Here is a 13,290-nt window from a genome sequence, read left to right as displayed (position 1 = left end):
TGACGATCAGGTTCAGTCATTAGAAGATGCCCCATGACGTGGGGACGCCGCGGTCGTCCCTTTTTCATCGATGGCGCGGATCCCACCGCCTTATCTCTCCGTCTCCTGCGCCGCTGCGTTCGGATCCCCGCGCAACACGGCTCGGGCTTGACGCTCGGTCAGCACATAGCCGAAGAAATCACGATAGAACTGCTCGGTCCGCGCGACCATATCGACGTCGGTGAATCGGTCGGGATGCAACACGGTGGCGGCCCACAGGATCTGCAAAGCGGACTCGGGCCCATAGCGATCCCACGGAAACACCCCCGCCGGATTCGGCACCACGCGCACCCCTTCCTCCTTCGTCAGCCGCGCGAAAATCGCCGATTGCTCGGCACTCTCGTCCGGCATGGCGCCCGCGCCGATGATGATCACATTCGGGTGCCAGGCAATCAGCGACTCCAGCGTCGCTTCCTTCATATTGCCGCGAATGCCCCCCTGCGCCGCCGCATTGATTCCCCCGGCAAGATGAATCCAGGCATCAATGATCGTGTCGCTGCCATCCACACGCAACGGGTTCAGCGACACGATATGCACGACGCGAGGCAGGGCCGCCACCGGCAGGCCTTCGACGCGCTGTCGAACCTGCTTTTCAAGATCGTGAAGGTAGTGCAGGAAGGCGGCGGAACGGGCGCGCGCCATATCGGTGTTCAGCGCCTGCGCGGTGACCCTGACGGACTTTTCAAGACCGGGATAACTGTCGAATCCCACCAGCGCCACCGGCAGCCCGACGCTGCGATACGACGCCGCATTGGCCCCCTCCTGTGGATCGAAAACCAGATCGACGTGATGCGCGAGCAAGCGCTCGCGATCGAACTGATTGCCGTTGGCCGATTGCGCATGCTTCATATAAGGCGACACGCGATACATCAGCGGAAATTTATTCTGACTCGCGACGGTATCGGTCAATTGCCGATCGCCCCCCAGCATGATCAGAATCGCGTTATGCGCGTACCAGCCATCCGCGATATGCGCGGGGAGCGTCGGCACGCGAACGCTCGCGCCGCTCACGTCGCTCAGGGTGCGATCGCCCACCTGCGCCGCGGCCGCCTGCCCCGCCATCAACATACAAGCGATCAGCAGCCACACACGGCGACCGATACCTTCATGAACCTTCCGCAAAACAGTGCCTCCGAACGAGATTGAAATTGAGATAAAGACGTGCGCCATCGGCAAGCCGTTTCTCGAATGGAGAAGCGATTTACGCCTTGCACGAAAGGAACAATCGGCTGACGTCTCATAAAGCCGCCAGCATGCGACATATCACCGCGGCGACTCGGAACCCACAGTCTGGTTATTGCTTACGCAATATACTGCGAAATATAACGCATGGATATTACGCAACGTGACAGATCGATCGACGCTTCGCCGCACCCGCAAAAACACCTTCTCCCCCTCCGCTGCTCCCTTGAAGCGCTTGCTGTCGGTCACCTCTCCCGCGACGCTATCGAGTCTGCTCGCGATCGGTGCCATCGGCACCGCGCACGCGGCATCGATTGCCCCAGCCACGCAATCGACAACGACGCAAAGCACCGCATCATCGACCACGTCGAGCACCGCCACGCCATCGACGCTATCCCAAAACAGCAGCACGGTCCGCGATACCGCGGCATTGCCGACGGTAGCGGTCAGCGCATCTCAGACGGCAGCCGAACAAGGCGTCCGCGTGGATACCGCAACGATCGGTCCGCTGGGCGAGGTAAAGCGCGTGGACACGCCGTATAGCATCAGCGTCGTGCCGCAAGACGTCATCGCCTCACAGCAGGTGCGCACGGTCAGCGATGCACTGCACTATATCCCGTCGGTACAAGCGGATACGGCGCGCCCGCAGACGCGTGGCATTCAAGGCAGCGTGGTACAGAATAGCCGCATCGATGGCCTCAACGCGGTATCGACCACCGAATACGCGACGGACCAATTCGACCACATCGACGTGCTCAATGGCCTGTCCGGATCGCTCTTCGGCCCGGCCAATCCGGCAGGGACGTTCGACTTCGTGCAGAAGCGGCCGACCGATGCGCAACACGTCAGCGTCACGTTCGGCTATCAATCCCACGACCTGTTCCTGCGCAGCATCGACGCATCGGGCTCGGTCGGCAAGGACCATCCGCTGGGCTATCGGATGATTCTGTCCGATCAGACCGGCACGGGCACGACGCCTAACAGCAGCATCCGCCGTCAGTTGGCAAGTTTCGCCTTCGATTTCCATTTGACGCCGAACACGGTCATCGAAACGAACTTCACGCATTACCACTCGGTATTGCTGGGTCTGCCCGCCACGTTCACGCTATCGACCGGCACGCATTACCCGGCAGCGCTCGATCCGAGCAATCCCTCCTATGCCTCGCGTAATGGCGGCAGCGACAACACAACCGATACCGCCACGCTGTGGATCAAGCATCGGATTAACGCCAATTGGAACGTCGATGCCGGCGTGCTGCGTCAAGTCGCGGACCGCCAATCGACGCAACCCACATACACCTTGTTGAACAACGCCGGCAGCTATCGCGCGGCGTTTTCCACCGCGACGGCCACGCAGTTCACGATCACGAGCAACGCCGTCTATCTGCACGGAAAATTCGAGACGGGTCCGGTGCGACATGCGATCAGCATCGGCACCAGCGGCTTTATCTGGAACAGCTACAACCCGTACCAGAGCGCCACTTACACATTGGGCACGGCCACGCTGGCCGCGCCGATGTCGTTTGCCACGCCCTGGCCGAATTTCACGAACCGCTACCAGAGCGCCAACACCTGGCAGCAGTCGCTGATCCTGTCCGACGATGTAACGCTCAGCCCGCACTGGACGGTCTTGCTGTCCGGCAGCCAAAGCTGGCTCTCCGCGAATAACTACACCGCCGCCGGCGCGCTCAGCAACGGCTCGACCGATAACGGCCTGAGCGGCTCGGCCAGCCTCGTCTACAAGCCGCGAGCGGACATGAGTGCCTATGCCACTTATGCGGACAGCTTGCAGCAGGGCGATGTCGCACCGGCCGGCACGCAGAACGCCGGACAGGTGCTTACGCCCTATCGCAGCAAAGAATGGGAAGTGGGCTATAAGTGGTCGCCCGAACCGTTCAACACGTCGCTGGCCTTGTTCCGCATCACCCGGCCCTACGCCTATACGACCGCCAATAACGTCTATCAATCGGCCGGCGAGCAACGCAATGTCGGCGCGGAATGGACGATCGATGGAAACCTGACGCGCGACTTGTCGCTGTTCGGCGGCGTGACCTGGCTCGACCCGTTGCTGTACGACACCGGCAGTGCGCAGACCGACGGCAAGATGATCGTCGGCTTGCCGCGCTTCGCCGCGAGTCTGCTGGCGCAATACCGGATTCGCGCCGTGCCGGGCCTCAGCGCCAGTGCCGGCGTGCGCTATGTCGGCGCGCGGGCCAGCGACGATGCGAATACGACATCGGTCGCGAGCTATACGACGCTCGACCTGGGCGCAAGTTACGTGACCTCGCTGTTCAGCCGTATCACGACGGTGCGCTTCACCGTCGATAACGTGACGAATCGCCATTACTGGACCGATGTGCATCCGGGCGGCTTGAATGGCTACACCGCCAGCGGCCTCGCGAGTGCCGAACTGGGTGCGCCGCGGACCTTCATGGCGAGCGTGCAATTCGATCTGTAACGCGCCACAGACAGCCTCAGATCACCTCGCCGGTGGGCAGCGGCACGCCGTTGACCATCGAGAGAATCATGTCCGAGAGCCGGGTCAAGGCAAACGGCTTGTGCAGCACGCGCGCGTTCGAAATGCCATCGAGCGCCGCCGTATCGGTATAGCCGGTGATAACCAGCACGCGCAGGTTCGGATAGTATTTCTGCGCCGCGCGCGCGAGATCGGCGCCGTTCATATTCGGCATCGAATAATCGACGAGCAACAAATCAGGCGGACTCTGCGCGATCAATTCGAGACCCCGCGCACCGGACGAGGCATCGGTGACGACGAAGTTTTCACTTTCGAGGCCGGCGACCAAGGAGTCGCGCACATTGTCGTCATCGTCGACGAGCAGCACCTTGATGCCACTGCCCACGCCTTGCGCGACTTTGACCGCTGCCGGCAGGACGCGCTCCACCACCGGCTGCGGGGCCAGCGCTACCGGAAAAAACAGGCAGAACGCCGTCCCCTCTCCCTGCACGCTGCGCACTTTCACGGTGCCGCCGCATTGGTGCGTGATACCCCACACTTGCGACAATCCGAGCCCCGTTCCCTTCCCGACCGGTTTCGTCGTAAAGAAAGGATCGAATACCTGACGCACCAGCTCCGGCGCGATCCCCACGCCGGTATCGCTGACGCACAATTCGATATAGTCGCCCGGCGCCAGCTCCGCGGGCAGGTTCGTATTGCGTGGCGCGTGCGTGTTGATCGTGATGCGACCACCGGCCGGCATGGCATCCCGTCCGTTGCTGACGAGATTCAAGATGGCCAATTCGAGCTGGTTCGGATCCGCCGTCAGGAAAGCGCCCGGGGCGCCCGGGAGAAACTGCAGTTCCTGCGTGGCGTCGAGCGAATGGCGCGCCAGCGCCGTCAATTCGCCAATCAGGTCGTCGACAGCCACCGGCTGCAGCGTCAGCTTCTGCGTCCGCGAGAACGCCAGGAGCTGGCTCGCCAGACGGGTGCCGCGTCGCGTCGCGCCCAAGGCATTGGCTATGAAGGGTGCGGCCGCGTGGGCGCCCGCCAATTGCCGATCCGCCAATTCAAGATTCGCGCTCAGACTCATCAAGAGATTGTTGAAATCATGGGCGATGCCGCCGGTCAAACGGCCCACCGCTTCCATTTTCTGCGCCTGCGTCAACGCCTCTTCGATCCGCTGGCGTTCGAGCGCCTCACGTCTTAGCTCATCGTTCGCCCGCTCCAGCTCGGCCGTGCGCGCCGCCACCAGTCGTTCCAGCTCCTCGTGACTGCGTGCCAGCCTTGCCTCGGCCTGCCGCAGCAGATCGTTGGTCGATGCCGCGGCGACCAGTTCGTCGCGGATCTGAAATTGCCGACGTCGCCCGGTCAAGGCGGCTTCGGTCGCGCTGACGAGAACCAAGGCGCTCATCGGACGCTCGATATACACGACGTTCGTCATCCGCTTCGGCAAGCGCGCGGCCAGCCGCTGCTGCGCCGACGAATCGGCGCGCCCCCGCTGCGCAAGGACAATGAAGGGGATATCGGACCAGGGCGGCTGCGCATCCAGCCGATCCGACAAGGCCTGGATATCGATGCTCCACAAGGCGTCGTCGGTCATCATCACCGCACCGATCGCATTGTGCAGTTGCGCCAAGAGACACTGTGCGGTCGGGCACACGACGGGCGCGATATCAAGCGTCCCCAGGATCTGCGTCAGAATGGCCGCATCGCGGCCATAAGGCGCGAGAACAATGACCTGCCTTGAAAACGGGATCATTATCGTCGTTCCGTTCCGCTCTCCTGCTCGGTCGAAAACAGGTCCCCCACTCCCCCGATAAAGGTCGGCGTACCCGTCAAGATGCCGTCGAACGCGGTCAGCGGCGGACTGATCTCGATGCCGGCCGTGCTGATGACCAACTCGCGGATCGTGTCCTCGTGCTGGTTGCCACGGTTCTTGATCACCGACAGCGCCTTGCGCACGCGCCCCTTCGCTTCGAAGAAACGCAGCAGAATGACGGCATCGGCGATATAGCTGATATTGATCGAGCCCACGTTCATGCTGCCGACCAGCCCCATCTGCGGCACGATCAGGAAGGTGGCAACGCCTTGCTGATTCAAGAAGGACAGCAACTCGTGCAATTGCAGCACCAGTTCCTTTTCCTGCGGCATTGCCGACACATAGCCATTCAAACTATCGATCAGGATGACGCGCGCCTTTTTCTCGCGCACCTCGCATCGAACCATCGTCGTGAATTCGCCAGGGGAAATCTCGGACGGATCGATTTGCCGGATATGCAGTATGCCCGAGTCGATATGCCGCTGCAGATCGATGCCCACGCTCTTCGCTCGGACCAGCATCGTGCCGATGCGCTCGTCGAATTCATACACCACGCTGCGCTCGCCGCGTTCGCATGCTGCCGCGATGTATTGCAGAGAGAGCGTCGTTTTGCCAGCGCCGGCGGGCCCGGTGATCAGCGTGCTGGTGCCGCGCAAGGGGCCGCCGCCGAGCAAGGCATCGAGTTCTTCATGCCCACTGGCCAACGGGTCGTCGGCGAAAGTGACGTGATGTTCCAGGGCGACGAGCCGCGGAAAAACCTGGATCCCGCCCGCCCGAATGGCGTAGTCATGGAAGCCTTCGCGGAAGGTACTCCCGCGCAGCTTCTGCACCTGCAGCCGACGTCGCGCGATACCGAAGTCCAACGTCAGCCGCTCCAACGTCAACACGCCATGCGCAAGGCTATGCAATTCGAGATTGTGTCCATGGGGGGACGTCATATCGTCCATCAACAGCACCGTTGCCTGTTGCGAGGCAAAGAACTGCTTCAAGGACAGGATCTGGCGGCGGAAGCGTTGCGGCTCCTGCGACAGCAATCGAAGTTCGGACAGGCTGTCGAAGACGACGCGCGACGGGGCCGTTTCTTCGACCTGCGCCGAGATCATTTTGACGACTTCCGTCAATTCGGCTTCCCACGAGTGCAGGATCGATTGGTTGTCTTCGAATCGCAGCGCCGCGCCGGACTCACCCAACTCGAACAAGGTGATGCCTTCGAGCGACCAGCCATGCCCTCGCGCCACTTCCTCCAGCTCCTCGACCGTCTCGGACAAGGTGATGTAGAGGACTTTCTCGCCTTTCGCGATTCCATCACGCAAAAATTGCAGCCCTAGCGTGGTTTTTCCCGTTCCCGGCGTGCCTTCGACCAAGTACATCCGCTGCGGCGGGAAACCGCCGTACAGAATGTCGTCGAGTTCCGCCAATCCGGTCGATACGCGTGCGGTCGTGCTATTCGTTTCCATCTTATAAAACAAGCGGGGGGCGGTGCCGACAGGCGAAAGGTCGACACGGCCTATTACAGGACGGTATTCGCCAGAAAACGTGTATAGATGCTCAGCCAGTCTACACGTCGACGCCAAACTTTATTGAAGTGCGTGCGGTGACGCTTCGGAGAAAATGCCGGGCGGTGTGAACAGGCAACAAAATATGTAAATATTACCGCTTACGACAAGGGATGTACGACGCCGGCGTCGGCAACCGTTAAGAGCGCGCGAATATCAATACGTACCGCCCCGCGCGGCAACGGGCCACACCGCTTCGACGCGGCCCTGGCGCACGCCGACGTACCAGTCGTAGCGATCGACGGTCGGATCGCAATGGCCGGGAATCAGCCGAAGCTTTTCCCCGTATGAAACGGCTTGCCCATACGCGCCGGCATCCCAGCGCAGCGTGCCGTGTTCATCCGACGCGCCGGCAAACAGCACGCCTTCACGATTCGCCACCAGCGGCAACCCGCTGTCCGTGGCCACCGCCTTGAGCCCGACATCGACCACCGCGGCGCCGTCACGGGTCTGGCTCATCACCGTTCCTAAAATAAAGAGCGCATGCTGAAAGCCCGCGGCACGGCCGCCGTGGTTGCGCGCGTAATCGGCGTCCATGAAGCAATAGCTGCCCGCTTGGATTTCGGTATAGATGCCGCTCTGCAATTCGTATTCGAAAGTGCCGGTGCCCGCTCCTCCGACGATATCGCACTGCAGCCCCTGTTCGCGCAAGGCGTCGACCGTGCGCACCGTCAACGCCGCGGCCGCGCCAATCGCCGTCTCGCGTGCGTCCGGCGTGCGCAGATGCTGCGCGGCGCCATGGTAGGCCTGCAGTCCTTTGAAAATGAGATGTTTCGATCGCGCGATGCGTTGGGCAAGCAGCACTGCCGGCGCGCCCGGCGCCACGCCACAGCGATTCATCCCGACATCGATCTCGACGAGCACGCCAACCCGGCGTCCGGCATCGGCGGCCATGCTTTCCAGCGCCTCGATCTGCCGGATATCGTCCACGCAGATCGCGAACTCCGCCATGCCGGCCAGCGCCACGAAACGCGCGAGTTTGCGCGTTCCCACCACTTGGTTGGTCACAAGAATATTGTCGATGCCGCCCCAGGCGAGCACTTCCGCTTCGGCGACTTTCTGCACACACTGGCCGACGGCGCCACGTTGGCGCTGCCAGTGCGCGATCACCGGCGACTTATGCGTCTTGGCGTGGGCTCGGAGCCGCGCTCCGGTTGGGGCAATCAGCGCCGCCATGCAATCCAGATTTGCCTCGAAGGCATCCAGATCGACGATCAAGGCGGGGGTGTCCGCTTCTTCCTCGCGCATGCCTGGATAGGCCGGCGGCACGTGCATCATGACAGGGGCTCCTCATAACACCGTTTCGGTATGCGGGAACGGCATACCTGGACGGCATTATGCGGGTGTCATTATTTGGCGTCAGGCAGGGCATAGGCGATCACGTAGTCGCCGAGTTTCGTGCCGAACGAGCCATGGCCGCCTGCCGCGATGACGACGAACTGCTTGCCGCCTGCTTCATACGTCATCGGCGTCGCCTGCCCGCCTGCCGGCAGCCGCGCCTGCCACAGCTGATCGCCGGTGTTGGTGCTGAAGGCACGCAGATAGTTGTCCGCGGTCGCGCCGATGAAGAACACATCGCCGGCGGTCGTCATCGGGCCGCCCAGCATCGGCATCCCCATCTTGAACGGCAGCGGTATCGGCGAGCTGTCCCGCACGGTACCGATCCGCTTCTTCCAGACGATTTGATTCGTCTTCAAATCGACCGCGGAGATATACCCCCAGGCCGGTTCCTTACACGGAAAACCAAGCGGCGACAGGAAAGCATTCAGCTTCACGCCAAAAGGCACGCCGTATTGCGGTTGCACGCCGGATTCGGATCCCGTACCACCGTTGCCGCCGGCGGGGGGCTCCATCGGGTTGGACGGACCACGCGGCACCAATTGCGAGACAAAGGGCAAGGCGATCGGGTTTGCGATCGCGATTTGACGATCGGTATCGACGGCCAGGCCACCCCACTCGAACATGCCGAGATTCCCCGGGAACACCAAGGTACCCTGCGTCGAGGGCGGCGTGAACGTGCCTTCGTAGCGGAGACGATGGAACATGACGCGACACATCAGCTGGTCGAACATCGTCGCGCCCCACATATCGGCACCGGTGAGCTTATTGCTGGGACGGAAGGTCAACTCCGAGAACGGCTGCGTCGGGGAAACATGATCGCCTGCGGCGGCGCCTTGCGGAACCGGCTTTTCCGGCGCCGGTACGACCAGGGCACCGGTCCGGCGATCGAGCACGAAGATATTGCCGGTCTTCGCCGGCGCGTAGACCACCGGCACGACTTTACCGGACTTGTCGGTGATATCGGCCAGCGTCGGCTGTGCCGGCAGATCCATATCCCACAAATCATGGTGGACAGTCTGGTAGAACCAGGCGAGCTTGCCCGTGGACGCGTGCAGCGCCAGCAGACTACTCGCGTAGTGCTCTTGTTCCGGCGTGCGGTTGCCGCCCCAAATATCCGGCGTCGTCACACCAATCGGCAAGTACACGAGATCGAGCTTCGGATCGTAGACCGACGGCGCCCACGAATTCGGCGAATTCAAGGAATAATGCTGGCCCGGCGGCAGAATCGTGTTGGGATCTTTCGCGCCCGGATCAAATGCCCAGACCAGTTTGCCCGTTTCGACGTCGAAGCCACGAATCACGCCGGATGGTTCGCGCGTCGAATAGTTGTCCGTGACCGCACCGGCAACGATGATGACCTTGTCCGTCATGACAGGCGGCGACGTCGGCTCGTATTGACCCGCGGTGGTGACCGGCTGACCGGCCTGGAGATTCAGGTCGCCGTTGTCGGCGAAGCCCGGACACAACTGGCCCGTCTGCGCATCGAGCGCATACAGGTGGCCGTTGTTGACCGGCAAGAAAACACGGCGACGGCAGAGCGCCGGGGTCGACCCGGATGAAGCCGCAATGTCGCTTGGTGCAGCCGGGCTGGCCGGGGCTGCCGGAGCGGCCGATGCTTCAGGAACGGCCGACGCGTCCGACGCCGCGGCCGTCGCGGCGGCGGCATCCGAAGCGGGCGCCCCGCTTGCCGCAGCCGTACCGACGCTGGACGCAGCCGGGAGTTCGCGATACGACACACCCCGGCAGGTCACGTGCTGGAAGCTCGGATCTGTTTTGAGATGCGGATCGAAACGCCACACTTCCTTACCGCTGGCGGCATTCAGGGCAAACAGGATCTGGTGCGGCGAACACAGATACAACAGGTCGCCCACCTTGATCGGGGTGACTTCGTCCGTAATTTCGCCCGGATCCGACGAGCGCTTCATATCGCCAGTACGGAAAGTCCAGGCAACCTTCAGGTCCTTCACATTGTCCGCGTTGATCGAACGCAATGGCGAGTATCGCGTCCCGGCCTGCGTCCGGCCGTATGCCGGCCAATCGGCGGCAGCGACGCCATCGTCGCCGGCAGTCGCGGCAGTCGCTTGCGACAAACGACCATTGATCTCTTGCGGGTCATTGAACACCGCATAGACCAACACGACTGCGCTGACGACGATGCCGGCCGCCAGCGCACCCATCGGCGCGCGGCTCGTGTTTACCAGCGAGCGATAGACGAAGGGCAGCAGCAACCAGACGCCGAAAATCACCAACACGTCGAGCCGTGGCGCCAGCGCCCAGAAATCGAAGCCGGCCTCCCACACGGACCATGCCACGGTGCACAGCAACAGCAGTGCATACAAGCCCAAGGCCGCGCCGCGGCGCTTCGCCAGCATCGCGGCGACGACCAGCATCACCACGCCGGTAATGGCGTAGTACAGCGAGCCACCGATCATCGACAGCCATACCCCGCCGACCAATAGATACAAACCGGTCAGCACGGCAAAAACAACGCTGAGAAGACGTGGCACGCCTGACGGCGCTTGCTTTCCCATAAAACCCTCTTTCTTCGATAATTAGACAAACACGGCGGTGCCCGACGGAATCGACCGAACCCTCGCCGTTGTGACATATCACGCATGACGGCATCGGTCATGCGCGTTATTGCTATGGCATGCGACTCGTGATTTGGTTTGCAGTTCTGACGAACATCCTACCGGGGTTCCGCAAACGACGTGCGTCGCTGTCCCAAAATGGGCCGCCGATTCGGGACGTGCAAATCTGCGACGGATCGATTTGCCGCTGACGCCGCTCGGCACGCTCGGCACCTTCGGCACGACTGGCACGAGAAATGCTAACCACTCGACACTGGGCCCGGACGGCGCCCACGCCTTTGCTTGCGAAGCGCGTCCGATTCCGTGCCAGCCGCATTTGCCGCCTTTAGGAGAGCACTGTGTTTGAACGTAGTAAGCGCGCGGGTCGCGCCCTTTCCTCCCTCCCCTCGCGGACGGAAGCATTGACCGCGCTACGTGCGGATTTTCAAGACAGCAAACGCGCCCTGCGCGCGGCGGCGCGGCCGCCTTACTCGCCAGGCGCCATCGCAACGGTATCGCTCGCGGCGCTCGCCGTGACAGGCTTGAGCGCCTATGCCGCATGGCGTGGCTGGCAGGCAGCACGCCCGCGCGGCAACGCCGCGGTGCCGCAACCGGCGAAACCGGTCGACTTGGCGCGTTATGCGGGTCGCTGGTACGAATGGGCACGCTATGAAAATAGATTCGAGCAAGGCTGCGAACGCGTCACCGCCGAATACCGCCCCGCCCGCGATGGCACGCTGCGTGTAATCAATACGTGCGGATGTCGCCCCGACGATCCTTCGGCGCACCGCACGGAAGGCCGCGCCAAGGTGCGTCCCGGCACCGGAAATGCCAAGTTGAAAGTGTCATTCTTCGGCCCGTTTTACGTCGGCAATTACTGGGTCCTGGACCATGACGACGATTATCGCTGGTCGATCGTCGGTGAGCCCAGCGGCCGCTACCTTTGGTTATTGACGCGCGATGCAACGCCGGACGAGCATACCGTCGCCGTAATGATGGCACGCGTCGTCGCGATGGGATACGACACGACCTTGCTGCGACTGACGATGCAGTAAGTAATGCCATGCCGCGCCCTAGCGATGTTCCGCCAGCGCGCGCTGCAACGTTTCGCGAAAGGCGTCCATCTCCGACGCCGTCCCGATCGACACGCGAAGAAAGCCGTTCGGACCCGTTTCACGAATAAGGACGCCTTCGCGCAATAGCGCATTCCATATCGCATGCCGATCGCTGAATTCGCCGAACAAGACGAAGTTGGCGTCAGAGTCGGCGACACGAAGGCCGATACCGCGAAGCCAGGCCACCGTGGCATCGCGTTCCGCCTTCAATGTCGCAACCTGAGCCAACAGCTCATCACGCGCCGCCAGCGCGGCGCACGCCGCAGCCTGCGTGAAAACGGAAAGGTGATAAGGAAGTCGCACGAGCTGGATCGCTTCGATGATCGACGCCACGCATGCGCAGTACCCTACCCGTCCGCCGGCAAATTTGAATGCTTTGCTCAGCGTGCGTGACACGATCAGACGGGGATTGTCCGGTAGCAGCGAGACGGCGGTGGGGACACCATCGCGGCGAAATTCGGCATAGGCTTCGTCCACGATGACGATTCCCGGCGCGACATCGAGGACAGCCTGTATCGTGTCTATCGACAAGGCCGTTCCCGTAGGGTTATTCGGTGACGTTAAAAACACGACGGACGGCTGCACGGTCTCGATGGCATCGATCGCTTCGGCAAAGTCGATCTCGAAGCGCGCGTTTCGCGGCACGCGATGCAGATGCGTGAAGGTCGTCCGGCAATATTCTTCATACATGGGATAGGCCGGCGTAAACGCCAGGGCCGTACGCCCCGGACCGCCGAACACCTGAAGAATGTGCTGAAGCACCTCGTTCGATCCGTTGCCTGCCCAGATATGCTTGGCCGCAATCGCAATACCGCTGTCGTGCCGCAGGTATTCGGCCAGACTTTCTCTCAATTTCGCGAAATCGCGATCCGGGTAGCGGTTGGCTTCCTTTGCCACCGCTGCGATCGCTTCCGCGATGCGCGCGACCAGATCCGGTGAAGGCGGATAGGGATTTTCATTGACGTTCAAGCGGATAGGAACGTCGAGCTGCGGCGCGCCATAGGCATGTTGCGATTTCAAATCCTCCCGGATCGGCAGGTCGCCGAACGCCATTTCTTTCCAAGTTCGAGTCATCGTGTTCCCCTTCACTTTCTCGCGGGCATAAAAAAAGGCGCCATGGGCGCCTTGGTTGTTAAAGCCGGAAGGGAGTGAAGCTCCCCGATTCCTGGCTATGGACGTAACGAACCACGGCGCGCTGACGGGCGACCGT

General features: G+C 62.0%; 8 protein-coding genes. 2 read left to right on the top strand and 6 right to left on the bottom strand.

Annotated features, from left to right (window positions below):
* Positions 1 to 90: 90 nt before the first annotated feature.
* Positions 91 to 1,161, bottom strand: coding sequence for a hypothetical protein (locus ABEG21_RS18740; protein ID WP_347556930.1), 1,071 nt, complete (start codon positions 1,159 to 1,161; stop codon positions 91 to 93).
* Between the two features lie 223 nt (positions 1,162 to 1,384).
* Here ABEG21_RS18740 and ABEG21_RS18735 point away from each other — a divergent pair, with 223 nt between their 5' ends.
* A complete protein-coding gene (locus ABEG21_RS18735; protein WP_347556929.1) occupies positions 1,385 to 3,679 on the top strand; it encodes a TonB-dependent siderophore receptor in 2,295 nt (764 codons plus the stop codon).
* Between the two features lie 16 nt (positions 3,680 to 3,695).
* Here the strand turns inward: ABEG21_RS18735 and ABEG21_RS18730 are convergent, their stop codons facing one another.
* From ABEG21_RS18730 to ABEG21_RS18715, 4 genes are all read right to left on the bottom strand, one after another.
* Positions 3,696 to 5,438, bottom strand: coding sequence for an ATP-binding protein (locus tag ABEG21_RS18730; protein ID WP_347556928.1), 1,743 nt, complete (start codon positions 5,436 to 5,438; stop codon positions 3,696 to 3,698).
* Positions 5,438 to 6,955 (bottom strand): ATPase domain-containing protein, encoded by a 1,518-nt coding sequence (locus ABEG21_RS18725; RefSeq protein WP_347556927.1) that lies wholly within the window; start codon positions 6,953 to 6,955, stop codon positions 5,438 to 5,440. The genes ABEG21_RS18730 and ABEG21_RS18725 overlap by 1 nt, the downstream gene beginning before the upstream one ends.
* Before the next feature lie 255 nt (positions 6,956 to 7,210).
* Complete coding sequence (locus ABEG21_RS18720) at positions 7,211 to 8,332, bottom strand: DSD1 family PLP-dependent enzyme (RefSeq protein WP_347556926.1); 1,122 nt, start codon at positions 8,330 to 8,332, stop codon at positions 7,211 to 7,213.
* Between the two features lie 71 nt (positions 8,333 to 8,403).
* Positions 8,404 to 10,926 carry a glucose/quinate/shikimate family membrane-bound PQQ-dependent dehydrogenase gene (locus tag ABEG21_RS18715; protein WP_347556925.1) on the bottom strand — a complete coding sequence of 841 codons (2,523 nt, stop codon included), beginning with the start codon at positions 10,924 to 10,926 and terminating at the stop codon, positions 8,404 to 8,406.
* A 572-nt stretch (positions 10,927 to 11,498) separates the two neighbouring features.
* Between ABEG21_RS18715 and ABEG21_RS18710 the strand changes: the two genes are divergently transcribed.
* Complete coding sequence (locus ABEG21_RS18710) at positions 11,499 to 12,020, top strand: lipocalin family protein (RefSeq protein WP_347558086.1); 522 nt, start codon at positions 11,499 to 11,501, stop codon at positions 12,018 to 12,020.
* An 18-nt stretch (positions 12,021 to 12,038) separates the two neighbouring features.
* On the opposite strand, the gene ABEG21_RS18705 is transcribed toward ABEG21_RS18710, so the two are convergent.
* Positions 12,039 to 13,154 (bottom strand): histidinol-phosphate transaminase, encoded by a 1,116-nt coding sequence (locus ABEG21_RS18705; RefSeq protein ID WP_347556924.1) that lies wholly within the window; start codon positions 13,152 to 13,154, stop codon positions 12,039 to 12,041.
* Positions 13,155 to 13,290 lie beyond the last annotated feature (136 nt).

The sequence above is a fragment of the Robbsia sp. KACC 23696 genome (genome assembly GCF_039852015.1).
Lineage (GTDB): Bacteria > Pseudomonadota > Gammaproteobacteria > Burkholderiales > Burkholderiaceae > Robbsia.
Note: the sequence above shows the minus strand (reverse complement) of the source record. Positions and strands in the feature narration are given on the sequence as shown.